Here is a 26,970-nt window from a genome sequence, read left to right on the forward strand (position 1 = left end):
GCTATGTACGACGCGATTGCGCACTACTTCACCCATCTGATCTATGGTTACTACCCTTATCTGGCGGGCACGGTATTTCTACTCGGAAGCCTGCTTCGTTTTGATCATGGCCAGTACACCTGGAAGACCGGTTCCAGCCAGATGCTGTCATCGAAAAACATGCGCCTGGCCAGCAATCTTTTCCATATCGGTATTATCGTGATCTTCTTCGGCCACTTGGTGGGCATGCTGACACCACACTGGGTCTACGCGCCATTCCTGCATGCCGGTACTAAACAGCTGGTGGCTATTGTGGTGGGCGGTATTGCCGGCGTCATGTGTCTGGTGGGCGGGGGCATGCTGTTATACCGCCGCCTGTTCATGCCGCGCGTGCGCCAATCCTCTAGCCTGATGGACACCTTGATACTTGCCATTCTGGTGGTTCAGGCAAGCCTGGGGTTGGTCACTATCTTCTTTTCGCTGGGGCATATGGACGGCGAGATGATGCTGACACTTTCCAGCTGGGCACAGTCCATTGTCTTCTTCAGCGGTGGTGCGGCGGACTACATGCAGGAAGTCTCGTGGATCTACAAAGTTCATATCTTCCTGGGGTTGACCATTATTCTGCTGTTCCCATTCACCCGGCTGGTGCATGTGTGGAGCGCCCCGTTTGGGTATGTTACCCGGCGTTATCAGCTTGTCCGTCGCCGGGGCTAAAAACTGGCTTGTGCACAGCTTTCGCTCACTCAGTTTTATCGAGAGGAGAAATAACATGCAGATGATAGATATAGAACAACTACCCGGCGGCGCTGCGGCGCCCCTGGTACGCGTCGGCAACGCCAGCATCGATGAAGCAACGATTGCGTTGGAAATGCAGTATCACCCCGCCGACACGGCGGGAGAGGCCCAGCTCCAAGCGGCCCGCGCTCTGGTGGTCAGGGAACTGCTGCGTCAGCGGGCTAACGTGCTTGGTCTGATGCCCTCTGAGGATCCGACCGAAGCGCAAGAGGACGCGGCCATTGCCGCTTTGCTCGAACAGGAACTGGAAGTCCCCGAACCTGATGAGGCCGATTGCCAGCGCTTTTTTGACACCCACCGTGAGCGCTTCAGTGAACCGACCCAGTTACGCGTGCGGCATATCCTGCTGGCCGCCGCCCCCGATGACTCCCAGGGGCGCGATGAAGCCTACCAACTGGGCGAAAAGCTGCTTAACGAACTGGCGCTGATACCCGAACGGTTTGCCGAATTTACCCAACACCACTCTGCTTGTCCTTCCAAGGAAATGGACGGTGATTTGGGCTGGCTGGTACCAGGGCAGACCGTGCCTGAACTTGATCGCGCGTTGCAGCACTTGCCGGAAGGGTTGCACGAGCGCCCCTTGGCGTCTCGCTATGGCTGGCATGTGGTGAGTATCGATAAACGGCAGGAAGGGCGGTCGTTACCTTTTGACCAGGTGGCTGATCAAGTGCGTCACAGCTTGCGCGAACAGGCGACCCGGCGTGCGTTACGCCACTACCTGCTGGCGCTGGAAAGTGACATTGGCGTCGAAGGGATCGTGCTGGATGACGATGCTGGCGGCAGTTTGATGCAATAGCTTGATGCAATTGTTTGTTGCAATAGGAAAGCTTTAGGAGAGTGTAATGTCCCATGTTCCTGCGGATGCGCTTTTCATCCCGCTTAGCATTGCAGTGTTGACGGTGTCCGATACGCGTGGCTTCGATGAAGACGGCAGTGGCGATCAGCTTGTAAAACAACTGAGTAAAAATGGTCATCTCCTGGCGGAGCGCCGCATCGTACCCGATGACATCTATCAGCTGCGAGCGGTGGTCTCTGAGTGGATCATGCGTACTGATATTCAAGTGGTGTTGGTTAACGGCGGCACTGGCTTTACGCGTCGAGATACCACTCCCGAGGCGCTGACACCTCTGTTTGACAAGGCCGTCGAGGGCTACGGCGAGCTGTTCCGGTACTACTCCTTGCAAACCATTGGCACGGCGACGATTCAGTCGCGAGCCGTGGCGGGGGTCGCTAATCAAACGCTTATTTTTACAATGCCCGGCTCCCCCAAGGGGTGCACCTTGGCGTGGGAAAGAATTATCTCCTTGCAGTTGGACGCCCGCACCCGGCCCTGCAACTTTGTGGCGATGGTCTTACCTTCTGTGACCCCGTGCAGTGGGCGTCATCCGGCGCCGACGTCAAATGAGCTGGAGCACTTATGAACTGCCAGTGTGGTGAGGTGGTTACCCCTGGCTTGCTGGACGTGTTTAAAGCACGCCAATGGCTTATCGATGCAGCTTCCCCGCTTGATTCAATTGAGGATATAAGCCTGGACAGCGCGGCAGGACGAGTGCTGGCGCAAACGGTGGTGGCACCTCTCGATATGCCCGGAGTAGACAACAGCGCGATGGATGGCTATGCACTGCGTCTGGCCGACTATCACGCTTCCCTTGGTGGGGCAGGGCTACTGGTTCTTCAGCGCGTTCCCGCCGGAGCCGGGGTATTGCTGCTTCCCGCGGGAGGCTGTGCACGTATTTTTACCGGCGCGCCGGTGCCGGTGGGTGCCGATACCGTGGTGCCACAAGAGCGCGTCACCCTTGACCAGCATGGTCATGTTCACCTTGAAGGTGCGCTGGTGAAAGGCGCTAACATTCGCCGCCAAGGCGAGGAAACGTGTGCAGGAACCCAACTGCTTGCGGCGGGAGAATATCTCAATGCTGCCTCAATAGCGCTGTTGGCAAGCCACGGTATCGATACCGTTAGCGTTAAACGGCGCCTGCGGGTGGCGCTACTATCAACCGGCGATGAGCTGATAGCCCCGGGTGCTTTGCGCTCACCAGGGCAGGTGTATGACAGCAATCGCGCCATGCTCAACGTTCTGTTGGCACAGGCGCAGTGCGATGTGGTTGATTTGGGCGTCACCGCCGATTCGCCTCATGCCTTGCATCACGCTTTTGATCATGCCCAAAGCGCTGCCGATGTAGTGCTATGCACCGGGGGCGTTTCAGTCGGTGAAGAAGACCACGTACGACCGGTGATTGAACAGCGTGGCGGGCTGCATTTTCACGGCGTCGCCATGAAGCCTGGAAAGCCGTTTGCGTTTGGCTATCTAGACGCCGGGAGGTTTTCCGTCACACCGTTAATCGCGCTGCCGGGAAATCCTGTGGCTTCTTTGGTGGGCTGGCAACTATTAGCGCTGCCGTTTATCCACGTTATGCAAGGCAGGCGTCCGATGGCGTTACAGCGCTATAGCGTCAAGGCAGGCTTTGCCAAGCGAGGCCCGCGGGGGCGCTGCGAACTGCTAAGGGTAGTGCTGGATGGGTCAAACGAAGAGCCGGTCGCGCAATTAGCCGGTGGGCAGGGCTCGCATATGCTCAGCGCGGCAAGTCAGGCCCATGGTTATCTGATGGTGAATGCGGACACCGATGTAGTGGAAGGGGGCGACTACGTCTACTACCCCATCAGCCAGTTCGCTGCTTGAAACGCTGTTGCTGGTGTGACGCATAACGCCCGTTCCCCGATGCCCGTCCCGTTAGAGGAGACCACAAATGAATGCGTTGGTTGATGGCTTTGGCCGCACGGTGCGTTACCTGCGCATATCGGTGACTGACCGCTGTGACTTTCGTTGCGTTTACTGCATGGCGGAAGAGATGACCTTTCTGCCGCGCGCCCAGCTCCTTACGCTTGAAGAGATAGCCATGCTGTCGAAGGCATTCGTTGAGTTGGGCGTGGAAAAGATTCGCCTGACCGGCGGTGAGCCACTGGTACGCCAGGGGGTGCTGACGTTAGTGGAGAATATTGCGGGGCTTGAAGGCCTGCGCGAACTGGCCATGACGACCAATGGTGCAGGGCTCGTCAAACATGCTGATGCGTTGCGCCAGGCGGGGCTTGATCGGCTCAATATCAGCCTTGATTCACTCAAACCCGAGCGTTTTAAAGCATTGACGCGTACCGGAGATCTTAACCAGGTGATCGCGGGTATTCGCGCAGCCCGTCGCGCGGGGTTTGCGTCTATCAAACTCAATGCGGTCTTGCTCAAGGGGCGTAACGATGAAGAGATTCTCGATCTGGTCAATTTCGCACGGGATGAGCAGGTAGATATCAGTTTTATAGAGGAAATGCCGTTAGGTGCTATCAGCGAGCATCACCGTGGCGAAACTTTCCTTTCTACCGATAAAGTACGCGAAACCATTGAGCCGTATTATCCCCTCCTGCCCACCACCGAGACCACCCTGGGGCCGTCACGTTACTACCGTATGGCAGACAGCCATTCACGCATTGGGTTTATCTCCCCTCATAGCCATAATTTTTGCGATGCCTGTAATCGCGTCCGGGTGACCGCGGAAGGGCGTTTGTTACTTTGCTTGGGTCACGAGCACTCGGTCGACTTACGCGCCGTGATGCGGCGCTATCCTGGCGATAGCCAACGCCTCAAAGCAAGCATAGTGACGGCCATGCAGAAAAAACCGGAGCGCCACCATTTCACTACTGATGGTGACGTTCAAATAGTGAGGTTTATGAATGCCACTGGCGGATAATTCGTTTTAAACAACGCTAGCCCACCTTTTTAGAAAGCCTTTCACAACCATTGCTGTTGCGGAGGTATAACGGTTGAATGGTGTTATTCAGAATAAACTTGTCTGTTTATTAACCGTGAGTGTTTATCGCTAATGCCTAAAGGCAGCAAGCCTCGCCAGTTGCCCGGCGAGGCTTGCTCGTATCTTTTCGTAAATACGTTTGAATTTTTAATATATGTTATTGCTTTAGTGTTTAAGGTCGGTTGTTAGTGTGGTCATTTGGCCGCCTTTCCGGAGTATTGCGCGGGGTTGCCTGAGGCTGTTGGGGTGACTGTTGTCCCGTCTTGCGCCCTTGGTACTTGTTCCAGGCGTCTTTGGCTTTTTGCCGGTTGGCCGGCTTACGAAACCAGTTCGCAACGGCCATCATTATCCACTTTTTCATATGAACCTCCTGGTTCCTTTTGAGAGGTGTATAGTTATTCTACCCTTAGCTATAGCCTAATTAATGGTATTTGACTAGCGCTGATCTGACTCGGACTCGCTACACCTCACATTGTTTCAGCATGAATTGAAAACAACTTGCCCCGGTTAGCGCAACATGGCTATCCGCATTGGTTCAGGGGTTAACGGGTACCTAATGAGGTGATACTGGCGCTGCTTAAACGTAGAACGATGTTCCCTATGTGCTTTCTATGCGCTTTCTATGTGCTTGGAGAGAGGTAGATAATAACACCTACATAAGATCCGGTCAGTCAGTGCTAAACGACGACTATCTTACCTTCTTTATTTTCCAAAAATGAGGGTGTGAATAATACGGCAATTAATGAGCCAGATAATGATTAGCCGGCTTAGAGTTATAATAACCTATATTATATTTTTGATTAATACCGCCGCGCCAAATGATTTAGATATAATTAACAACAAGATATATTTTTTTAGCTCGGCCTCATGAGTGACGCTTAAGGGTGAACGAGGCAACGGTAAATGCTGATGTGCAACCTAAAGCAGGGTCACAACAATGATAAAAAACATATAGTATTAAGCTTCAGGAAAATCCCATTTAGTCAGCACGAGACGAGCGTATGCCCCCACGAACGACCACAATGCAATAAATGCCTTGCCGATGGTTGGCATTGGGGGCTCGGCAGGGTCGCTTCAGTCCCTTAAATCCTTTCTTGCCAAGCTACCTGCCGATACGGGAGCGGCGTACATTATTGTGACTCATCATCCTAAAGGTGAGCGCAGCCTGTTGCCCGACATTTTGGGGCCTCATATGGACCTGCCGGTACAGTTGGCCGAAGAGGGTGAAAACTTGGTGTCGGACAGAGTGTACGTGGCGGTTCCCGACGATGGGTGGATACTATGCAAAAGACAACTAGTGCGATCCGGAGGGAGCCGAGAAGGCGCAGAGGCAGATACGCCAACGTATCGGGCTGGAGTTCCGCATCCTATTGATACGTTGTTTCGCTCGCTCGCGGAAGAAGCAGGTCACTGCGCTGTGGGGGTCGTTCTTTCTGGCACAGCAAGCGACGGCACCCTCGGCATTACCGCTATCAAGTCCCAGGCCGGGATGGTAATGGCTGAGGATCCAAACACAGCCGAGTACGGTGATATGCCCGCCAATGCTATCGCCACCCACCAGGTTGACTATGTGCTGCCTGTAGAGGATATGCCGGCTACCTTGGCAGGCTACCTCAGTACGCAAAGCCATCGCCAAACGCAGGTTGAGTACCAACAGCATGCTATACCCCCAGACATGTTGAGAAAGATACTCCATCATGTGAGGTATCGTACCGGTCACGATTTTTCGGGTTACAAGGTCAGTACCCTGAATCGTCGTCTGGAACGCCGCATGGACTTACGACAGATCCTTGAGCCTCAAACGTACCTGGTTTATTTGCAGGACCATCCCGAGGAAGTCGATCTCCTGTTTCAAGAGTTTCTTATCAGCGTTACCAACTTTTTCCGGGACCCTCGCGTCTGGGCTTCACTAAGAGACTTATTGCCGGCGATGCTTAAGCAGTCTGTCCGAACGGGACAGGAGTTCCGGGCCTGGGTGCCGGGGTGTGCCACGGGCGAGGAAGCTTATACCCTGGCTATTCTCATTCAGGATTGTATTGCAGACTGGGAACAGCCTCCGACAGTCAGAATCTTCGCCACCGACGTGGATCAATCCGCTATCGAGAAGGCTCGAGTGGGTCGCTATCCCTCCAGTATCGGCCAAGATCTTGGCGAGTCACAAATGCAGCTGCATTTCAATGCCGAGAGCGATACCGTGCGGATTAATCGTGATGTGCGCGACATGGTTGTGTTTGCCGAGCACAACGTCTTACAGGATCCGCCCTTTACCAGTTTGGATATCATTACCTGTCGCAACCTTATGATTTACCTCGAGCGAGACCAACAAGAGCGTCTCTTGCTGGTATTCCGCTACGCCTTGCGCAGCCAGGGCCTAATGATGTTGGGTCCCTCTGAAAGCCTGGACCATCAGACCGAGGCTTTCTCTGTGGTAGATAAGGACAGCCGAATCTACCGTGTGGCCGAAGGTTATTCGACGCCCCGATTGTTGGATATGCCCAGCCCCAGCCGTCACCGTCGTTCACTGCCCTTTGGAGATTCGGCCAGGAGCGCCACACAACAGTCCAGTGAGGCGCTTTCTCATAATGTCGAGTGCCTGCTCGCGCTTCAGTTCGCCCCACCAGCGGTAGTGGTCAATGACCGGGGTGAGGTGATTTATGTTCATGGCAGGACTGGCCGCTTTCTCGAGCCTGCCAGCGGCCCCGCCCGTAATCAGTTGCTGGAGATGGCCCGTCCAGGCTTACGTGCTCCGTTAAGTCAGGCACTACAGAAGGTATCCAGCGGCGATACAGACCATGTCAGCCAGCAGGTCGAGGTGCTAACGGACGGCGACTCCGAACGGGTTCGGCTTGATGTGAGAATGGTTAGGACACCCAAAGCGCTAGCGGGGTTTCACCTTGTGGCGATGCAGGTCGTGCCTTTAACGGACGAGGTGACGGCGGCCAATCAGCCTGAAGGCGCTAACATCGATGCTGCAGACACCCATAGCGGGGGCAGTGAGGCCGAGGCGCGACTCACTAGGAAACTGGACATCCTTCGTCAAGAAAAGGAGATCGCGCTCAAGGAGATGCAGGCCGCCAATCAGGAGCTGCAGTCGCTGAACGAGGAGCTTCAATCCATGAACGAGGAGCTTCAGAGTAGCAACGAAGAGCTGGAAGCGGCCAAAGAGGAAGTGGAATCTCTCAATCAGGAACTGCGTAGCGTCAATGCCGAACTCAATATTCGTGTCGATGACCTGACAGAGGTTAATGACGACCTGAAAAATCTCTTGGATAGCCCTCATCTCGCCACCCTGTTTCTTGACGAATCCCTGAATATCAAACGTTTCACCGCTCCCGTTCAGAAATTGATCGCCGTGCGCACGTCAGATATTGGTCGGCCCCTGAGCGAACTGACCACTAAGCTTTGTTACGACTCCTTGCTTGACGATGCCGATGCCGTGCTGGATAACCTGGTCACCAAAGAAATAGAGGTACAAACCAAGACCGGGCATTGGTATCTACTGCGCGTCCAGCCCTACCGTAGCACTCGAAATGTCATTCGCGGCGTGGTCTGCACGTTTCAGGATATTCAGGCGGCGCATAGCATCGCCAAGCGCGAAACCATGCTTCGCTCCGTTGTCGACACCATGGTTGAGCCGTTATTGGTGCTTGATCCGACATTCCAGGTAGTGACCGCCAATAACAGCTTTTATAGCTCCTTTCTTTTGCCCTCGCATGAAGTGGAAGGCAAGAGCCTGTTTGACTTGCGTACAGGAAAGTGGGACCACCCCGCGTTAAGAACTCTGTTAGCCGAGGTACTGCCCGAAGGGCGCGCTTTCGAGAACTTCGAGCTGAGCATGGAGCTCGGTGACCCTGATCCGGCATGCTTGCGCATAAATGGGCGTCCACTAGCACTGGAAGGTGGTTCGGCCATGATCCTGCTTACCATCAAGGTGCAAAGGACCTAACCCTAGTCTTTGTAACCATCGAAAGGAACTCGGATCATGAACCATAACGACCTTCGGTCTTTATCATCCACTTCGCTTAGGGAGGCTGCTCGCGAAAGCCTAGACCAGAGCCTAACCGATGTATCCACGTGGACCAATGCGGACATTCAGTCGTTAGTATCCGAACTGGAGCTACATCAGGAAGAGCTTCGAATCCAGAACGAGGAGCTTCAGCAAACCCGAGACCGGCTTGAAGTAGCCTGGAAAGTTGCCCAGGACGCCTATCGTGATCTCTTTGAACTAGCGCCAATGAGTTATCTTCTTCTGGATGCACAAGGATGTATCTTGGAGGCCAATCGAGCTGCCGCTCAACTCCTGGCTCCTGGTTCTGATCTGGTAGGCAGCTTGCTGTCTGCTTTTGTCGCTCCTGAATCCCAGGATGCCCTCTACCTACACCGACGTGGACTCGCCTCGGCACGTAATACGATTGCCGTCGACCTGACATTGGCCGTCGGTGAAGACGTTAGCCGTACGGTGCGTATGGAGAGTGTGGTTGAGCCTTCTGATGATCCCGACGCTATGCGCTTTCGTTGCGCACTAATCGACATTACCGAGCGACAGCTAACGGAAGATAAACTTCGCATTGCCGCTAGGGTGTTTGAGGAAATCGGCGAGGCAATCGTGGTGATGGATCCCACGGGCTGCATTCAGTCTATCAATAAGGCCTTTACCTCTATTTCCGGCTATACCGAGAGCGATGTTCTGGGCGTTACCATGAGCGGTCTGGTTAAGTCCTCTCGTCAAGGTCATGCCTTCTACAAACAGATGTGGGAGAGCCTTAGTGCGCGGGGCTGCTGGCAGGGAGAAATTTGGGGGCGTCGCAAGAGTGGTGAGATCTACCCGCAGTGGCTGACTATCAATCACCTTAGTGGCGATGAAAGGCAACCACGCAATTTAGTCGCGGTATTCTCTGATATTAGCCAAATCAAGGACTCGCAGCGCAAGATCGAATATTTGGCTAGCCACGACGCCCTGACGGGGCTTCCTAATCGTAGTTTGTTCCGTGAGAGAGCCCAACAGGCCATTGATAAGGTGAAGCCTGGTGGAGGAGGGGCAGCGCTGCTTTTTTTGGATTTGGATCATTTCAAGGATATTAACGACACGCTTGGCCATGAGGCGGGAGATGAACTCCTTGTTCAGGTGGCCAGCCAACTTCGTGAGTGGGTTCGAGACGGAGATACGGTCGCAAGGATCGGCGGTGACGAATTTACCGTCGTTCTTACCGAATGCGGTAAGGAGGAGGCTGAGTTTATTGCTCAACGCTTGGTGGCCGAGTTTGCTGGAACGTTCAGTGTCGGGGAGCGCAACTTGCGCGTCACGGCGAGTGCCGGGCTAGCCTTGTATCCTCAAGACGGCGAAGACGTGGACACCTTATCACAGGCAGCCGACATGGCGATGTACTGCGCCAAGGCTGAGGGGCGCAACCGGCTCCGGTTATACAAGTCAGAGCTACATCAACAGATACTGGATGACACCGCCATTGAGGAGGCGCTGCGCCACGCGCTCACCAATGGTGAACTTCGTCTTGTGTATCATCCTCAATTCGATGCCAATGAGCCCCAAAGACTGGTGGGGGCGGAGGCACTGCTGCGCTGGGATAAACTTGAGAAGGAACCCATCAGCCCAGAGCGTTTCATTCATATCGCTGAGCGATCCAACTTGATCACTGAGATGGGTTGGCGGGTGCAAGAGCTGTTGTGCAAGGATATCCATGAGTGGCAAACGGTGGGACTCAAGCCTCCGGTGATTTCTTTCAATGTCAGTCCCAAAGCTTTTCGGGAAGGGAAATTTGCTTCCCGCCTACGTGATGTTATGACCCGATACGATATATCACCAGGCCAGCTCCAAGTAGAGTTTACTGAGAGTACGCTTACCGAACGCTCCGATATTGTCCACCAGGAGATACGCGAACTTCATGAGGGGGGGATTGAACTGTCGATCGATGACTTTGGTACCGGCTATTCCTGCTTGATCAATTTAAAGCGTCTGCCTTTGGCGGAGCTTAAACTCGACAAATCCTTTGTCGATGGGTTGGGCGAAAATGAGCACGATGAAGCGATCGCCAGAGCCACCCTTTACATGGCTCAGGCCTTTGGACTTAGAACAGTGGCTGAAGGAGTTGAAACTCACTCACAGCTCTCTTGGCTGCAAGCGCATGGTTGCAACCGTATCCAGGGCTTCCTGCTTGCGTATCCACTGGAAGCCAGGGAATTCCAGTCCATGCTTTCGCATAGCTAACCCAAAAACTGATGCCAGCACGTAAAAAGGCGGTTATTGGCTATTGCATGGTGGGCGTGAATAAGAAGGTAGGAGTGAATACGGACGTGACTGGACGCTTTGCGTTAGCCAAGCATTGATAACGGATACCTATGACCTCTATACATGCCATCGGTAGGGAACCTATTCTTGTGGCCGTGGTTCTAAATAAGCAGTAATGGCAAAAGGAGAGCCAAGATGAAGCGTATCGAACAGTGTCAGAAATGCGGTCAAGACTATAAGGCGGATGGGAAAGAAGCCCCGGAAGAGGTAGCTAAATGTAATACCTGTGGCGCCGAAATAGTCCCAAGCGAGGCGCACAAAGAGCATGAAGTTCAAGGCCCTAACGATGACGAACATCTGATTGAAAAGGGTTTGCGTAAGGTAACGGATGGCATAGCCGCCAATAAAACGAAACACTAAAAACCCCTCAGGCCAATCAGCGTTGCCCCGGTGGGCGTCCTTGCCGGGGCAATTAAACAGCGCTAACTGGCTGCTAGCGCATTATCGCGCGCCTCATCTAAACGTCTCATCAGCTCTGCAACGCTAATGTCCTTAAGGTCGCTCGGCGTTTCAAACGATACCGAGACGCTCGCTTGTTTATCTTCATTAATATATTTCCCTTCCACAAAACCACCATGACTCATCACGTTGACGGAAAAGTCCGCTAGCGTCCAATGGCTCATCGCTGCCTCCTGTTTGGTGCGTGGACATTGATGCATTACCCACATAATGCTGGTCTTACCGTGAGGCAATATCAACCGTCAATGTGATGCCTCCATAAAATTGCTTTTGAATGTGTCCAGCGAATGGCAAAACACTCGCCAATAATAAGACAGTATCTGCCACTTGGTGGGTAGCTCGTGGGCCATTTAATCTATGTTTGTCTAAAAAACAGGTTATCCCCCAGGCTTTTTACTAGTTTGTTAGTAACGGTTGAATATGAGTGTTACCGAGTGCTTAGCGCGTCATGAGCTTGGTGCGAGTATTCATCGGCACGATGCCAGGAACAAAGGCACGCTTAGGAGAAATGGGGATAACTAATAAAACGACGTCACCTTGCTATCGATTAGCTATAAATAGCCAGATGTTCAGGCACACTCATTGGCAACCCTCGCGGGTACTTGGAGCCGCCGTGATGGGGCTTCTTAATGTCAGTGCTGCTCAAGCTCAACAACCCGCGCCGGAAACGTTGGCGGGCGCCAACGACCCCCTGGAGGTAACGCTCGAACATCCCAGTGAGCACCTTATTGTCAGCGGCTTTCCTGGTACCGCCGTTGATGCCGAGCTGTCAGTCTGGCAGGAGTACATTCCGGGTATTGAGGATATCGACATCCCGTCTTCGGCGGATGACACCAGGCAGCCAGCCCTCTTCTATGACTCCGGTACGGACGAAGAGAAGCCATTGTTGCTGGTACTGCATAGCTGGAGCATCAACTATCTGCAAAATATTGATATCCCCCTGGGGCAGTTTGCGGAGGCTAATGATTGGGTGTTTATACACCCTGATTTTCGTGGCGAGAATGATGGCCGTCCCGAATCGACGGCCTCCGAACTGGTGATATCGGACATGGAGGATGCGCTTGCCTATGCACGCGAAAACGCCAACATCGACGAGTCGCGAATTTATCTACTCGGCTACTCCGGCGGAGCGATGAATGCTCTGCATTTCGCCAGCCGCCATCCCGATGACTTTGCTGGTGTTGTGGCATGGGTGCCGGTTTATGATCTGGTGACCTGGTATCAATGGAATGACGAGCGTGGTGAGCCGTATGCCAGTGAAATTGCCGGTGCCTGCGGCGGAGTGCCTGAAGAGGTGAGCAACGCTCAGGAAGAGTGCGCCGAGCGCAGTGTTAGCGTCCATTTGTCTGATGTGGCGGGAGAGGTTCGCGTGCTCATCGGTCACGGTATTGATGATCACACCGTGCCGCCGGAGCAGGCGCTTCACGCTTTCAACGACCTAGCCGCCGAGGAGGACACTATTCCGCAAGATCAGATCAATCAGCTCATGGAGCATCGAGAGGTGCCCGACGCGCTGGTCGAGCGCTCAAATCTCAATGAGCGTTCCTTCCCGTATTTCGATGAGGCTGGTGCGGAAGTCCTGCTTTATCTGCAGTCGGGGCCAGCCGAACTAATACTCTTCGATGGCGAGCATGACATGCTTTACCGGCCCGGCCTCGAGTGGCTTGCTCGTCAACAACGCAAGTGAGGCAATCTTCAACCAATGTCTTTTATAACGGGCTTCTACCATCGTTGTTAACAACAAGGAGACCTTATTGATGTCCTGTGTTTTCTTTCAGCGGCGCTTCTTACGAGCCACCAGCACATGGCTCGCCGTTGCTGCTGCTTGTGGATGCTGGAGTGCCAGTGCGCTCGCCGCCGACGATTGGGCTGATATCACCGAGCCAATGTCCGGCGAGCCCCGTATCATCGGCCATCATGGTGGGGCCTGTTTGATTGGCGCTGAGCAGCTTCCTCCGGAGGGCGTTGGCTACCAAGCGGTGGATCTAGTGCGTAATCGCCATTACGGTCATCCTACGCTCATTGACTATATTCAACGGCTTGGCCAGCGTGTCGAGGCGGCGGGGGTTGGCCCTATGCTAGTGGGGGACATGGCCCAGCCACGCGGAGGGCCGATGCCCTCTGGGCATGTAAGCCACCAGAGTGGATTGGATGTCGATATCTGGTTTCGGCTTGACCTGCCTCCGCTAGCGCGTAGCGAACGCGAAAATCTCGCACAACCGATACTGGTGGACCCCGCGACCAACCGAGTTGAGGGTGTCTGGGGCGCCGATCACGCCACGCTGATTCGTCTTGCCGCGGAAGATGAGCGTGTGGCCCGTATCTTTGTTGATGGCGCGGTCAAGCGCGACCTTTGTGAGCGGGAGTGGGATGACCGTTCCTGGCTGCGTCGGGTTCGTCCCTGGCACTCCCATGACGAACACCTACATGTACGTCTGCGTTGTCCGCCTGGGGCTACTGAATGTGTTGGCCAACCCGCACCGCCCCCTGGTGAAGGCTGCCATACGTTCGCCCCAACCCCTCGCCCAGAGGTCTATCCCAGTCCAAACCGAACGCTACCGCCTGCCTGTGCTGCGGTATTAAACCCCTAAGCGTTTATTTATGACTGCTTTGGTAGAGGTTGTTGGCTGTTTCGATTAAGCTCCCTGCACATTTATATCCACCTACGTTAAGGTAAATGTATGGGGAGCCTCCTAAGGCTGTCTGCAATCACTCTGTCAGTGTTTTTGATAACCGGTTGTACAGATCCAAAAATCGATACAAGCTCCATGCCGGCATCGGTGCTCTCGGTCGAGAAAGTGCGCAACGCATTGCCCAGTTACAAGCGCAATGATTTTGATCAAGCGTTGATCATCATTGCCACGTCAACAGCGTTTAATGGCATCAATATTCTTAATCCTGACCGCATGAATGCGGTCGAAATTGCCGAATCAGCCAATGAGAAAATGCATGGTCTGACGGGAGACCAAATTATTCATCGTGCGGACGAGATACTCCGTGAGCAACGGTCACGCGAGCGTGACCAAGCCATTCGTACCTTGAAACGTCTGGAAGAAAAGCAGGCTACCGCCAACCGTGAGCAACAGCAGTTAGCACTGTTTACCATTGATAAAGCACATTATTACATGAGCCAAAGTCCGTACGGCGTTCCAGAGCCCGTCATTGACCTTGAAGTGACCAATGGGACTGATCAAACGATCAGCGAGTTGGTGCTAACAGGTGTTCTTAACAGTCCTGGTCAATTAACCCCTTGGGTCGATGAAACATTTTATTATGTGATACCGGGAGGAATTGCCCCAGGAGAGACGTTGGCATGGAGTCTGGCTCCAAATCGATTTGGCCCATGGGGACAGTCGGAAATACCTGATGATGCTCAGCTAACGCTTGTATTGGAAGGGGTGCGGGGTAGCGAACAACAGCCTTTATGGGATGCTCCCGCACTGACAGATAAGGAGCTTGCCACATTGGAACGTTTGCGTACTGAGTACGGTGGGGTGCTCTTCAGCGTGGAATAAAACGACTTAACGTCACTGAAAGCGCTCTAAACGAGAGTCCTTAGAGCGCTCCTGTCATGACCTGGTTAAAGTGGGTTATTGGTTGGCTTCATGATCTGCCAGCGCAGCCGCAATGGCCTCTTCCCACTGTCCTTCGGATAGTTCCCAATGTTCCATTTCCGCTTGATCAGCACTGCCTTCGGACGCATCGCGTAACTTCTCAATACTGCTACTTTCATAGCAGTGTTTAGCGAAGTCTTTGGTGTTGCCATCTTTCAGTTGGTCGATCATCGACATGTTGAGTTCCTTTCAAGGTGTCAGAGCGAGAAAATACTCACTAAGCGTCGTTAGTTAGGTTATGTATTTCTAAAATGGTTCCTGGCGCTGCCTTGTCCAAATGGCAGCGCCCATTGGTTATGGTGCTTTCATGATTAGTTGGCAATCAGCGTATCGATGAAAATTTTGCCAGCGATGCCTGCAAGCAACAACATAATCAAATTATCAAACCAGCGGTGGGGTAGCTGCTTACCCAGCCGCGCGCCAAGTGGCATAGTGGCCACGATAACGATCAAGGCCAGCACACTGAAGCAAAAAAGCTCTACTGTTAAAATCCTGGCGCTGACAAGGGCTGGTATTTGTACGCAAGTGATCGCAACAAAGAAAACCGAAATAGAGCCAATATAGACTCGCCGCTCCAGTTGCATGGCATTCAGAAACGTGACCGACGCGGGGGCCGACATACCTGCCGCCCCTTGCAGCATCCCAGCAAGTAAGCCAACCGGAATCACCATCCGCTGAGCAATATGAAAGGGCAGTGCCATTTGGCGTCTGGCTAGTTTAATAATGAGATACAGCACAATGGCACAGGCGACCCCTAGTGACAGGGTCTCAGCCGAGAATGCCACCAGCCCCCATGTTCCCAGCACAATACCCAGGCCACCGGCGAGAGAAAAAGCAGCTAGAAAACGTAGCGGCAATAGGTGGCGCCGATACTGCCATACCTGTAGCGCATTGCTGAACAGATTGGGCGCCACTAATACGGCAATAGCGAGCTTCACATCGTAGAGCATGGTCAGAATGGGCACTACGATAACCGGGACACCCGAGCCGATGGCCCCTTTGACGATGCCTGCGGCTAACAGCGTTATCAACGTAATCAGCATTGTAAGCATCCCGGTGTTTTTCTCGTGGCGCTTCTATGGAAATAGCGGTTTATTTAATCGAGCGCCCCTATTTAAGTACATAGCAGGGCGTATAAGGTTGGCCATCGAGTTTCATGCGTCCTTGAGCCACAAACGAGGTTAATAACTCATCAAGCCGTTGCATTAGTTCAGGCTCGGCTGTCAGCACAAACGGGCCATTAGCTTCAATGGCGCGTATGCCGGCCTCTTTGACGTTACCTGCCACAATGCCTGAGAAAGCGCGACGAAGATTGGCCGCTAGCTCGTGGGTAGGTTGTTGGCGATGAAGCGCTAAGCTGCGCATCGCTTCGTGGGTGGGTTCAAACGTAGCCTGAAATTCTCGAGCAATGGTGAGCCGCCAGTTGTAGTAAAAAGCGTCCTGATGGGCACGTCTAAACTCCGCGATCTCATTGATGCCATGCCGCATAGCGCGCGCCACTGCCACCGGATCACCGGTAATGATGGTGTAATAGCGGCGGATGTCCTCGCCGAGGGTATACACCAGGAATTCATCAATTTTCTGAAAATAAGCCGACGAACTAGCCGGGCCAGTGAAAATCAAGGGGAAAGGCGTGCCCGTGTTACTGGGGTGCAGCAGAATGCCCAGTAAATATAAAATTTCCTCGGCGGTACCGACCCCGCCTGGGAAGACGATAATGCCATGCCCCAGTCGAACGAACGCTTCCAGGCGTTTTTCAATGTCCGGCATGACCACGAGTTCGTTAACGATAGGGTTAGGTGCTTCGGCGGCGATAATGCCGGGTTCGGAAATGCCTAAATAGCGGCTATCCTTGCGTCGCTGCTTGGCATGGGCGACGTTAGCCCCTTTCATCGGGCCTTTCATTGCACCGGGCCCACAGCCAGTACAAATATCCAAATCACGAAGCCCTAAGTGATACCCCACATCTTTGGTGTATTCGTACTCTTCCCGCGAGATAGAGTGGCCTCCCCAGCACACAACAAGACTGGGATCGCGGCTGGGTTGTAAGGTGCCTGCTTTGCGTAAAATATGAAAAACGGCGTTGGTGGTGCCTTCTCCGGTGCTTAGATCAAAACGATCATGGTGCTGGATTTCATTGTAGACATACACAATGTCGCGGATTATCGAGGATAAATGCTCACGTATACCGCGTATCATGCGGCCATCGACAAACGCTTCAGCGGGCGCATTCGTTAGTTTTAAGCGAATGCCGCGATCTTGCTGCAGTACTTCAATATCAAAATCTTTATAAGCTTCTAAAATCGCCAGGCTGTCGTCGCTGGGATTGCCGCAATTGAGTACAGCTAATGCACAGCGCCGTAACAGATCATGTAGGCCGCTTTGGGAAGTGCTGTGAAGCCGATTAACCTCATGCTGTGAGAGTACTTCAAGGCTCCCTTCAGGAGAAATTATGCTGGAAAGGGTCTCGCGGGGTTGAGCGTGCTCGGTCATTATCGGGATTATCCATAATCGTTTGGTGGCTATTGGCATACTACCATGCACCTGCATTGGGTACAGCGGGGCGGATGGCTAAGCCGGCTGTGTTATTATGGGGCTTATTTAAATCACGGCGGCTAACGAGCCGATTGTTACCCAAGACGGTTTTTCAAACCGGTTTTCAAAATCATGGCGCTTAACTATGTTTAATGCCCAATATTTTCGTACCTTTATTACGCTTGTAGAAACAGGGAGTTTTACACGCACCGCACAACGCTTGGAAATGACTCAGCCTGGCGTAAGCCAGCATGTGAGTAAGTTAGAGCACTATTTAAATAAAGAGCTGCTAGCGCGTAGAGGCCGTAGTTTCACGCTCACGGAATCTGGGCGGCGTGCTTATGATTATGCGCTAAAACTTTTTGCTGACCATGAGCAGTTTCGCCATGGACTGGATGACGATTCATTAGATAGTGGCGATTGCCGGATTGCCTCTCCAGGCAGCGTGGGGCTAATGTTCTATCCCTATATATTGGGGCAGCAGCAAATGCACCCTAATCTAACCGTTAACTACAGCTTTGCCTTCAACCACGAAATCGTCAACGACTTGCTGGAAGGACGTTACGACATCGGTATCGTCACCGAAGCCATGAGCCACCCCGAGCTTGACTGCACTATTTGGCATCAAGAGCCGCTCTGTTTGGTCGTGCCCGCTGATTTTGCCGGTGATACGCTGTCGGACTTGATGGGGATCGGGTTTCTTAACTATTACGACGGCATTAACCATGCGAATGCGCTGCTGCGCGCGAACTACCCGGACGAGTTTCGCTCCATGACGCATTTTCGTCATCAGGGGTTTACCAATGAAGTCAGCATGGTGCTGGACGCGGTAGCGCGTGGGTTAGGCTTTACCGTTGTTTCACGCCTGGTCCTGGAAACCTCACCCTGGCAGCGTCAGGTTAAGGCACTCAACCTCGCCAATGCCGTCAATGAAGTGCTTTATTTACTGCGTCGCCGTGATTCAGTACTGCCCAAGCGCTATGAAAAACTGCTCAGTGGTTTTCATGCCCAGCGTTTGCAAGAAAAAACACCCCTGGTGTCATCGCCTTTATAAGGCACCAGGGGCGTCGTGTCGTACAGTGTTTAATCGAACAGCGTGTTAATCGCGGTAGTCGTCGATGCTGGGGCAGGAGCAGATTAACTGACGGTCGCCAAACACGTTATCGACCCGGTTAACGGCAGGCCAGTACTTCGCTGCCTGCACGGCCGCGGTGGGGAATGCCGCGGTCTGGCGGTCATAAGGGCGCTGCCAGTCGCTGTCCATCAAATCCGCTTGGGTATGCGGTGCATTCACTAGCGGATTATCGTCGAGCGACCACTCGCCGCTCTCGACTCGGGCAATTTCAGCACGAATAGCGATCATGGCATCGCAGAAGCGATCGATTTCATACAGCGACTCAGACTCCGTCGGCTCAATCATCAACGTGCCAGGCACCGGGAAGGACATGGTCGGCGCGTGGAAGCCATAATCCATTAATCGCTTAGCGATATCCTCTTCACTAATACCCGAGGCGCTTTTTAACGGACGAATATCGATAATGCATTCGTGCGCCACGGTGCCGTTTTTACCCCGGTAAAGAATCGGGAACGAGGCTTCCAGGCGTTTGGCGATGTAGTTGGCGTTGAGGATGGCAAGCTCGGTAGCTTCGCGTAGCCCTCGGGCACCCATCATTTTAATGTAGGCCCAGGAGATTGGCAGAATGGAGGCACTGCCAAACGCGGCGGCAGCGACAGCACCACTATCAGCGTTAACACCGTTGATAGGAGTGACGACATGGTTAGACACGAAGGGTGCCAGGTGTGCTTTGACACCAATCGGCCCCATGCCAGGGCCACCGCCACCGTGAGGAATACAGAACGTCTTGTGCAGGTTGAGATGCGACACGTCGCCGCCGAAATCGCCAGGACGGGTTAAGCCAACCTGCGCATTCATGTTGGCGCCGTCAATATAGACCTGACCACCGTTGTCATGCACTACGTTGCATGCTTCCCGCACACTGGTCTCAAACACCCCGTGGGTGGAGGGGTAGGTCAACATAATGGCAGATAGATGATCGCGGTGCTGTTCGGCTTTAGCACGCAAGTCCGCCATATCGATATTGCCATTATGATCGCATTCAACCACCACCACTTTCATTTGCACCATCGCTGCCGAGGCTGGGTTGGTGCCGTGGGCGGAGCTAGGAATCAAACAAACATTACGATGCCCTTCGCCCTGAGCGGCCTGATAGCGACGAATTGCCACTAACCCAGCATACTCGCCTTGCGCGCCTGAGTTGGGCTGCATGGAAAGATGGTCGTATCCGGTTACTTCCACCAGAAAAGCCGATAACTCATCAATCATCTGGTGGTAGCCAGCCACTTGATCACGCGGTGCAAATGGATGCAGATGGGCAAACGAGGGCCACGAGACAGGGATCATCTCGCTGGTTGCGTTCAGCTTCATGGTGCAGGAGCCAAGCGGAATCATCGCGTGGGCAAGCGACAGGTCCTTGTTCTCCAGGCGCTTTAAGTAGCGCAGCATTTCGGTTTCGCTGCGATAGCGGCTGAAGGTGGGATGCTGTAAAAAGTCGCTTTCGCGCTGACAGGCAGCGGGAATGCCAGAGGCACCCTCAGCGACTATCTGTTCGTCAAGTTGGGTAACGGAAAGGCCGTGTTCATCGCCCAACAGGACATCCAAGAGCGTCGCGGCATCGCGGGCAGTGGTAGTTTCATCCAGGCTAATGCCGACATCACCATTCGAAAAGTAGTGCAGATTGATATCATGGGTCATGGCACGACCATGAATTTTGCCTGCGTCTACCCCCGTCAAGCGCAGCGTATCAAACCAGCTGTCATGGACGAGCGTGACGTGTGCCTGTTTGAGGCCTTCTGCGATGACCGTGGTTAAACGATGAACCCGGTTGGCAATTTTGCGTAACCCTTCCGCACCGTGATAGGTGGCGTAAAAGCCTGCAATGTTGGCCAGCAACGCCTGAGCGGTACAGATGTTAGACGTGGCCTTTTCGCGACGGATATGTTGCTCGCGGGTCTGCATTGCCATGCGTAGGGCGGTATTACCCCGGCTATCTTTGGAAACGCCGATAATACGTCCAGGAATAGAACGTTTGAGCTTATCAGAGGTGGCAAAAAACGCCGCGTGAGGGCCGCCAAAGCCCATTGGCACCCCAAAACGTTGGGAGTTGCCGACGACAATGTCTGCTCCCAGCGTGCCTGGCTCTTTGAGTAATACCAGGCTTAAAAGGTCACTGGCCACGCAGGTCATGATATGACGCTCGGCCGCCGCGCTTAATAGCGGCGCCAGATCGCGAACTTCGCCGCTGGCAGAAGGGTACTGAATAAGAGCACCAAACACATCGTGCTGGGTAAGCTCTTCTGCTGGGCCGGTAATCAGTTCGAAACCAAAGAACTCCGCACGGGTTTTAACTACATCAAGCGTTTGGGGAAAGACATCGTCAGCAACGAAAAAAGCGTTGGAGTTGGTTTTTTTATTGCTACGTTTGCATAACGCCATGGCTTCGGCAGCGGCGGTCGCTTCGTCGAGCAGGGAAGCGTTCGCCAGTTCCATACCGGTCAGGTCCATGACCACTTGCTGAAAGTTAAGTAGTCCTTCCAGGCGACCTTGTGAGATTTCCGGCTGGTAAGGCGTATAAGCCGTATACCAGCCTGGATTTTCCAACACGTTACGCTGAATGACGGCCGGCATATGGGTGCCGTAATAGCCTTGCCCAATGTAGCTTTTGGCTACACGGTTTTGCCGCGCCAGTTGTGCTAGATAGTCCAAGGCTTCTGCTTCGCTGCGCGGCTCCTCTAGCGCGAGCTCACGGCCAAGGCGGATATCGCTCGGCACGGTCTGCTCAATCAGATCTTCCATGTGCTGCATGTTAAGCGCTTTTAGCATCGTGGCCACGTCTTCGTGACTTGGACCATTGTGACGTTTGATAAAAGCATCGTGATCGGCCAGCTCGGCCAGACGGCGTGTTTCAAAAGACATGAAGAAGATTCCGGACGTTAGAGGGAGCCGTGCAGAGTAATAAGCTAAACAGCCTGTCTGTAAGGCAGGCTGTCAGGATAATCAGTCGTCAGCGCTTAGTGTTGCTTGATAAGCCTTGGCGTCTAGCAATCCTTCGAGCGAATCGCTATCCAGGCGAACTTTCATGATCCAGCCGCCTTCATAAGGGGCTTCATTGACTGTTTCAGGGGCATCTTCTAGTGCGTTGTTAACTTCAAGGACTTCACCAGCAATCGGCGAGTAAAGGTCTGACGCGGCTTTGACAGACTCGATCACGCCAAACTCTTGGCCCTTGCTCAGCGTAGTACCCACCTCGGGCAGTTCAACAAACACAACGTCGCCCAACGCTTGTTGAGCATGGTCAGTAATGCCGACCGTCACGGTGCCGTCTTGGTTGTCTAGCACCCACTCGTGGCTTTCGGCGTAACGAAGAGTAGCAGGAAGGTTGCTCATGATGTTTTCCTATAAGAAACAGTTTTCTGGACCCGAGCATACTAGCGGTTGTGGTTCGCTTTGGCGACTGCTGGCCGATGCGTTGATTAACCTAACCACTGAGGTTTGATTGAGCCATCGTCAGTTGCTGGCCGAGTAAATCTGCGCCTATGGTACCGTGTTTCCAATCGGAAACAAATTTCTTCATTGCGCCATACTGGCACCAATAACTCCCCTTGGCTTGCTGAAATAGCACTACTATCGAGGCACTGCTTGTTAGGCACGGATAGTTGGACACTGATAGTTGGACACGGATAGCTAGACAATCGTCGTTAGACAAAAACGGGTGGGTTATGAAAAAAGCGGTATCCTCTATGCACAAGCGACATCACGATAGATGCTTGTTAAATTTATAGTGTAAAACATTCAAATCGTCCGCTAAGCGTTATACGCGACGTTACGAATAAACAATAATCGACGTACGTTACACAGTGAGGAGATAAACGTGGAGACATTAACAAGCCTCTTGGGGGCGATCAATGGCGTGGTTTGGGGCCCCGTCATGTTGATTCTGCTGCTAGGTGTGGGGATATATCTGCAGGTTGGCTTGAAACTGATGCCGATTAGAAAGCTCGGTATGGGTTTCAAGCTAATGTGGGGAGGGCGTGACGCTAAGCCTAGTGTTGCCAAGCCGACAGATAAAGAGAGCGATGAAGGTGAAATATCGCCTTTTGACGCGCTGATGACGGCACTATCGGCGACCATCGGAACCGGCAATATTGCCGGCGTGGCCACTGCGATTGCCTTGGGCGGGCCCGGCGCGGTTTTTTGGATGTGGATTACCGCCTTAGTCGGGATGGCCACCAAGTTTGCCGAGGCGGTATTGGCGGTGCGCTATCGTGAAACCGACAGCACCGGCTATCACGTGGGTGGCCCCATGTTTTATATCAAAAATGGTCTGGGTCAGAAATGGCTGTGGCTAGGGGGCTTGTTTGCCTTCTTCGGCGCTGTGGCCGCGTTTGGTATTGGCAATACCGTTCAGTCCAACTCTGTTGCTGATGCGATGGATGCTACCTTCAGTATCCCGCACTGGCTAACAGGCGTGGTGATTATGGTGCTGGCCGGTGCGGTGATTTTGGGCGGCATCAAGCGTATCGCGAAAGTGGCTGGCAAGCTGGTACCAGTGATGGGTATTGCTTATGTGGTGGCGGGCCTGCTGGTGCTGATCATCAACGCGTCGCAGATTGGTGAAGCCTTTAGCCTGATTTTTTACTATGCCTTCAACCCCATGGCGGCGGCCGGTGGTTTTGCCGGGGCAGCAGTGATGGCGGCTATCCGCTTTGGTGTGGCGCGCGGTATTTTCTCGAACGAAGCGGGGCTGGGGAGTGCGCCCATTGCTCATGCAGCGGCCAAAACCAAAAATCCAGTACGCCAGGGCTTAATCGCGATGCTGGGCACGTTTATCGATACCATTATCGTCTGCACGATAACCGCGCTGGTGATTCTGACCTCTACGGTTTGGCAAACGGGCGAACAGGGGGCCTCACTGACGGCGCTCTCGTTTGATGCGGCACTGCCGGGCTTTGGCAATCAGATCGTGGCGGTGGCGCTAGCTATTTTTGCCTTTACCACTATTTTAGGCTGGTCATTTTACGGCGAGAAGTGCTGCCAGTTTTTGTTTGGTACTCGGTCTATCATGCTCTACCGGGTGCTCTTTGTACTGGCCATTCCGCTAGGTGCCATCGCTCAGCTTGGTTTCATCTGGCTAATGGCTGACACCTTTAATGCCATGATGGCGATTCCTAACCTGATTGCCTTGGCCTTGCTGTCACCGGTAGTCTTTAAGCTAACCAAGGATTACTTCGACGGTAAAGACGTGTTGCCTGGTGAAGAACTCGATCACGATCAATAATGCTTTCGTGCTCGGGCAATAGCCTTGTGCGTACCGAATGTGCATTGACGATGTGAGTAACGGCAAGCTCGGGAAGGCACCTTAAGGTGGCTTCCCGTTCTCTTTGTTAGTAAGTGATTTTAACGTAAGGAAAGCCCCATGAGCGATTTGAAGAGAACGCCGCTGCACGCGTTGCATCTCAAGCTGGGCGCCAAAATGGTGCCCTTTGCCGGCTACGATATGCCGGTACAGTATCCGTTGGGCGTCAAGAAAGAGCATGAGCATACGCGCCAACAGTGCGGCCTGTTTGATGTTTCCCATATGGGACAAATTGCGGTGTCCGGCGACAATGTCGCCGAGGCCCTGGAAACGCTGATACCTGCTGACTTGGTAGGGCTTGAAAAGGGCGCCCAGCGCTATGGTGTGTTTACCAACAGTGACGGCGGCATCATTGATGATTTAATGGTGGTCAATGCGGGCGATCATTTTTATCTGGTGGTGAACGCTGCCTGTAAAGACCAGGATTTAGCCCACCTACGCCTCAACCTGGATTCAACATATACCATTGAGCCTTTGGATCGTGGCTTGTTAGCGTTGCAGGGCCCTCAAGCGCGGGATGTGATGCAACGACTCTGTCCTGACGCGTGTCAATTAGTCTTTATGCAGCATGCTCGCTTTACCATTGCCGGTCACGACGTTTGGGTAAGCCGCAGCGGTTACACCGGTGAAGATGGTTTTGAGATCTCCGTGGCCGCCGATGCCTGCGAGGATTTTGCCGAGCAACTCTTAGCGGAGCCTGAGGTAGAGGCGATTGGTCTGGGTGCCCGTGACTCGCTGCGTTTAGAGGCGGGTTTGTGCCTCTACGGCCACGACATGGATATGCAGACGACACCGGTGGAAGCCGGGCTTATTTGGTCAGTGGGCAAGCCGCGTCGTCATGGCGGTGATCGCCCCGGTGGTTTTCCGGGCGCCGAGATTATTCTTCATCAGGTGGATGCGAAAGATCATACCCGCAAACGTGTGGGGCTATTGGCGGAAGGGCGTGCACCCGTGCGAGAAGGCGCAGTGTTGGTGGATCAGGCGGGCAATGAGGTTGGTGTTGTGACCTCCGGCAGCTTTGGGCCCAGTGTTGGCAAGCCCGTTGCAATGGGGTATGTCTCGCGTGACGTAGAAGCGCCACAAACAACGTTATTTGCCATTGTGCGTGGCAAGCAACTGCCCATGGTGGTAACCCCCACGCCATTTATAAAACCTGGTTATTATCGAGGCTAGGGCCGTCGTCAAACGGCTCTGGTGTTGTGGTGGTAAGCGGTCTCTTCTGCCCAGGCAGGAGAGACCGTCGGTTAGCGCAACACCTTCTTGGGATCGATAGGTTTGCCGCCTTGACGCAGGTCAAAGAGTAAATCGTAGCGTTGGGTGGCGCTGCTTTTACCTACTTCACATAGCGGGTCGCCCGCCTTCACCTGCTGCCCTACGTTGACGATGATTTGGTCGCACAGCGCGTACACGGTTTGCAGGTTGTCAGCATGATGCACGATCACTACTTCGCCTAACTGGCGCATGCCATCTGCAAAGCGTACCTCCCCGGGCGCTACCGATTTGGCCTGGGCGCCAGCCTGGGTTGCCAGCAGCATGGGCTGCAAGGTGCCACGGCTATCGGGTCCAAAGCGACGAACCACACGATAATCATCTAACGGCCAAGGCCAACGGCGCGCTGCTGCGGGTAACGGCTGGCTCGGTGCACTGGCGGCCGGAGCCGGACTGCTCGCATTAGAGGCGCTGCTTCGATTGGTGCCACTGGTTGACGCAGACGCGTTGCGGGGCGTCGAACTGGCAAGCGGCAGACTAATCACCTGGCCTATGCGCAAGTGGGTAGGTGATGCGCTGGGATTGGCACTCTGGATACGGCCAGTCGTGGTGCCAAAATGCCTGGCGACACTGGAAAACGTGTCACCGGGACGGATTTGGTAGCGATAAGGGCCGCCAGAGGGAGCACGCTCTTGCTGGGTAGGAATCAATAAGCGTTGGCCGATTTCAAGACGGCGAGCATTCACGCCCGGATTAAAGCGCTGCAGACGTTCTAAGGGGACATTAGCCCGAGCTGCCAATTTGCCCAACGTATCACCGCGCCGTACCTGAACCCAGTCGCCGCTAATCTGGCTGGCATTGGTAATGTTGGCGCGTTGGTAAGAGGGCGGTGGCGAACTGGCGCAACCGGTGAGTAGCCCTGCCAACAAGCAAACACTCAACCAACCGCTTAATCGTGATCGGTTTGGTTGGCCAGCAGACCATCTTTTTCCAACCAAAGTGAATTGATCCATGTGTGGAAGCGTTCCTTATGCTGCTTTTCATCGAGATTATCCGGGGCATACATCCACTCAGGAATGCTGAGTTGGCGTACCTGCAACGTAACGGGCGCCTCCTTGCCGCACAAAAAACCCCAAAATGTAGGCGTGGGGTTGGCATAGCTGATGGTGACATCCAGGATACCATTCAATTGCTTGCCTAGCAGACTAAGTACCTGCGCAACACCGCCTGCTTTGGGGCGCAACAAATGGCGGTAGGGGCTCTGTTGAGCATCACGCTTGGCCGCACTAAAACGGGTGCCTTCCACAAAATTAAAAATCGCAATGGGCTTTGTGCGTGCCTGGCGGCACATCCGCTCAGTAGACACTCTGTCGATGGTGGCTAATTTAGGGTTTTTGGCAATTTGCTCTCGACTAAAACGGCGCATGAAAGGAAATTCCAGCGCCCAAAATGCCAGTCCCACAATGGGAATCCAAATTAATTGGCGCTTAAGAAAAAAACGCGGCATTGGAATCCGCCGATGCAGCGCCATTAGCAGCATAAAAATATCTGTCCAACTGCGATGGTTAGATATTACCAACCACCACTGCTGGGGACTTAAATTATCGGGTACATAGGCACGTAACTCCGTATTTAACCAGTGGCGCATCCACCATAGGTTAAACCCTATCCAATTCAGGGCGACGCCATTTAGTCCCTGTAACACCGTTTGTTTTAGCTGCTGCCCCGGAACGACAATTTTTAGCAGGGTCAGCAGAATAAGAGGTCCGCCCCAAAACAGCGTGTTGAGCGTTAATAGCAATGCACTAACTAGCCCTTTGAAAATAGCCATACCGCGTTTC

23 protein-coding genes are annotated in these 26,970 nt (G+C 53.5%); 14 read left to right on the plus strand and 9 right to left on the minus strand.

From position 1 onward, the window contains the following. Positions 1-3 precede the first annotated feature (3 nt). From narI to moaA, 5 genes are all read left to right on the plus strand, one after another. Positions 4-696, plus strand: a complete 693-nt coding sequence (narI, locus tag ACFFLD_RS00335; protein WP_386043736.1) for a respiratory nitrate reductase subunit gamma — start codon at positions 4-6, stop codon at positions 694-696. Between the two features lie 55 nt (positions 697-751). Continuing rightward, entirely contained in the window at positions 752-1,573 is an 822-nt protein-coding gene (locus ACFFLD_RS00340) for a peptidylprolyl isomerase (RefSeq protein ID WP_386043738.1), read from the plus strand. A 46-nt stretch (positions 1,574-1,619) separates the two neighbouring features. Further along, complete coding sequence (moaB, locus tag ACFFLD_RS00345) at positions 1,620-2,198, plus strand: molybdenum cofactor biosynthesis protein B (RefSeq protein WP_386043740.1); 579 nt, start codon at positions 1,620-1,622, stop codon at positions 2,196-2,198. Continuing rightward, positions 2,195-3,457, plus strand: a complete 1,263-nt coding sequence (locus tag ACFFLD_RS00350; protein WP_386043742.1) for a molybdopterin molybdotransferase MoeA — start codon at positions 2,195-2,197, stop codon at positions 3,455-3,457. The genes moaB and ACFFLD_RS00350 overlap by 4 nt, the downstream gene beginning before the upstream one ends. A gap of 67 nt (positions 3,458-3,524) precedes the next feature. Next, on the plus strand, positions 3,525-4,514 hold the full coding sequence (gene moaA, locus ACFFLD_RS00355; RefSeq protein ID WP_386043744.1) for a GTP 3',8-cyclase MoaA: 990 nt from the start codon (positions 3,525-3,527) through the stop codon (positions 4,512-4,514). A 232-nt stretch (positions 4,515-4,746) separates the two neighbouring features. Here moaA and ACFFLD_RS00360 read toward each other — a convergent pair whose 3' ends face one another. Next, the gene (locus ACFFLD_RS00360) at positions 4,747-4,935 is read right to left on the minus strand and encodes a hypothetical protein (protein ID WP_386043746.1); all 189 of its coding nucleotides are present in this window, start codon (positions 4,933-4,935) and stop codon (positions 4,747-4,749) included. Between the two features lie 681 nt (positions 4,936-5,616). Between ACFFLD_RS00360 and ACFFLD_RS00365 the strand changes: the two genes are divergently transcribed. The 3 genes from ACFFLD_RS00365 to ACFFLD_RS00375 all read left to right on the plus strand — a co-directional run bounded on the left by ACFFLD_RS00365 (position 5,617) and on the right by ACFFLD_RS00375 (position 11,238). Next, positions 5,617-8,520, plus strand: coding sequence for a CheR family methyltransferase (locus ACFFLD_RS00365; RefSeq protein ID WP_386043748.1), 2,904 nt, complete (start codon positions 5,617-5,619; stop codon positions 8,518-8,520). 36 nt (positions 8,521-8,556) lie between these two features. Next, entirely contained in the window at positions 8,557-10,797 is a 2,241-nt protein-coding gene (locus ACFFLD_RS00370; protein ID WP_386043750.1) for a putative bifunctional diguanylate cyclase/phosphodiesterase, read from the plus strand. Between the two features lie 216 nt (positions 10,798-11,013). Continuing rightward, positions 11,014-11,238 carry a hypothetical protein gene (locus ACFFLD_RS00375; protein WP_386043752.1) on the plus strand — a complete coding sequence of 75 codons (225 nt, stop codon included), beginning with the start codon at positions 11,014-11,016 and terminating at the stop codon, positions 11,236-11,238. 62 nt (positions 11,239-11,300) lie between these two features. Here ACFFLD_RS00375 and ACFFLD_RS00380 read toward each other — a convergent pair whose 3' ends face one another. Beyond that, positions 11,301-11,501 carry a hypothetical protein gene (locus ACFFLD_RS00380; protein WP_386043754.1) on the minus strand — a complete coding sequence of 67 codons (201 nt, stop codon included), beginning with the start codon at positions 11,499-11,501 and terminating at the stop codon, positions 11,301-11,303. A gap of 452 nt (positions 11,502-11,953) precedes the next feature. Here ACFFLD_RS00380 and ACFFLD_RS00385 point away from each other — a divergent pair, with 452 nt between their 5' ends. The 3 genes from ACFFLD_RS00385 (at position 11,954) to ACFFLD_RS00395 (ending at position 14,852) form a co-directional block, all read left to right on the plus strand. Continuing rightward, positions 11,954-13,024, plus strand: coding sequence for an alpha/beta hydrolase family protein (locus tag ACFFLD_RS00385; protein WP_386043756.1), 1,071 nt, complete (start codon positions 11,954-11,956; stop codon positions 13,022-13,024). A gap of 70 nt (positions 13,025-13,094) precedes the next feature. Further along, positions 13,095-13,928, plus strand: coding sequence for a penicillin-insensitive murein endopeptidase (gene mepA / locus ACFFLD_RS00390; RefSeq protein ID WP_386043758.1), 834 nt, complete (start codon positions 13,095-13,097; stop codon positions 13,926-13,928). 90 nt (positions 13,929-14,018) lie between these two features. Then, positions 14,019-14,852, plus strand: a complete 834-nt coding sequence (locus ACFFLD_RS00395) for a DUF6694 family lipoprotein (protein ID WP_386043760.1) — start codon at positions 14,019-14,021, stop codon at positions 14,850-14,852. A 75-nt stretch (positions 14,853-14,927) separates the two neighbouring features. Here ACFFLD_RS00395 and ACFFLD_RS00400 read toward each other — a convergent pair whose 3' ends face one another. The 3 genes from ACFFLD_RS00400 to ppnN form a co-directional block, all read right to left on the minus strand. Then, entirely contained in the window at positions 14,928-15,128 is a 201-nt protein-coding gene (locus ACFFLD_RS00400; RefSeq protein WP_386043762.1) for a hypothetical protein, read from the minus strand. Between the two features lie 134 nt (positions 15,129-15,262). After that, complete coding sequence (locus tag ACFFLD_RS00405; RefSeq protein WP_386043764.1) at positions 15,263-15,994, minus strand: sulfite exporter TauE/SafE family protein; 732 nt, start codon at positions 15,992-15,994, stop codon at positions 15,263-15,265. A 67-nt stretch (positions 15,995-16,061) separates the two neighbouring features. Then, complete coding sequence (ppnN, locus tag ACFFLD_RS00410; RefSeq protein WP_386043766.1) at positions 16,062-17,444, minus strand: nucleotide 5'-monophosphate nucleosidase PpnN; 1,383 nt, start codon at positions 17,442-17,444, stop codon at positions 16,062-16,064. A gap of 187 nt (positions 17,445-17,631) precedes the next feature. On the opposite strand from ppnN, the gene ACFFLD_RS00415 reads away from it, so the two are divergent. Further along, positions 17,632-18,540 (plus strand): LysR family transcriptional regulator, encoded by a 909-nt coding sequence (locus ACFFLD_RS00415; RefSeq protein WP_386043768.1) that lies wholly within the window; start codon positions 17,632-17,634, stop codon positions 18,538-18,540. A gap of 45 nt (positions 18,541-18,585) precedes the next feature. Here the strand turns inward: ACFFLD_RS00415 and gcvP are convergent, their stop codons facing one another. Continuing rightward, positions 18,586-21,480 (minus strand): aminomethyl-transferring glycine dehydrogenase, encoded by a 2,895-nt coding sequence (gcvP, locus tag ACFFLD_RS00420; protein WP_386043770.1) that lies wholly within the window; start codon positions 21,478-21,480, stop codon positions 18,586-18,588. Between the two features lie 81 nt (positions 21,481-21,561). After that, on the minus strand, positions 21,562-21,951 hold the full coding sequence (gene gcvH, locus ACFFLD_RS00425) for a glycine cleavage system protein GcvH (RefSeq protein ID WP_386043772.1): 390 nt from the start codon (positions 21,949-21,951) through the stop codon (positions 21,562-21,564). A gap of 484 nt (positions 21,952-22,435) precedes the next feature. On the opposite strand from gcvH, the gene ACFFLD_RS00430 reads away from it, so the two are divergent. Together ACFFLD_RS00430 and gcvT are read left to right on the plus strand one after the other, a co-directional pair. Beyond that, positions 22,436-23,842 (plus strand): alanine/glycine:cation symporter family protein, encoded by a 1,407-nt coding sequence (locus ACFFLD_RS00430; protein ID WP_386043774.1) that lies wholly within the window; start codon positions 22,436-22,438, stop codon positions 23,840-23,842. Between the two features lie 138 nt (positions 23,843-23,980). Next, positions 23,981-25,093 (plus strand): glycine cleavage system aminomethyltransferase GcvT, encoded by a 1,113-nt coding sequence (gcvT, locus tag ACFFLD_RS00435; protein ID WP_386043776.1) that lies wholly within the window; start codon positions 23,981-23,983, stop codon positions 25,091-25,093. 71 nt (positions 25,094-25,164) lie between these two features. Here gcvT and ACFFLD_RS00440 read toward each other — a convergent pair whose 3' ends face one another. Together ACFFLD_RS00440 and ACFFLD_RS00445 are read right to left on the minus strand one after the other, a co-directional pair. Beyond that, positions 25,165-26,142, minus strand: a complete 978-nt coding sequence (locus ACFFLD_RS00440) for a LysM peptidoglycan-binding domain-containing protein (protein ID WP_386043778.1) — start codon at positions 26,140-26,142, stop codon at positions 25,165-25,167. Continuing rightward, entirely contained in the window at positions 26,079-26,960 is an 882-nt protein-coding gene (locus ACFFLD_RS00445) for an acyltransferase (protein ID WP_386043780.1), read from the minus strand. The genes ACFFLD_RS00440 and ACFFLD_RS00445 overlap by 64 nt, the downstream gene beginning before the upstream one ends. Positions 26,961-26,970 lie beyond the last annotated feature (10 nt).

It is taken from the genome of Vreelandella sulfidaeris (genome assembly GCF_042429665.1).
In the GTDB taxonomy this organism is placed as follows: domain Bacteria; phylum Pseudomonadota; class Gammaproteobacteria; order Pseudomonadales; family Halomonadaceae; genus Vreelandella.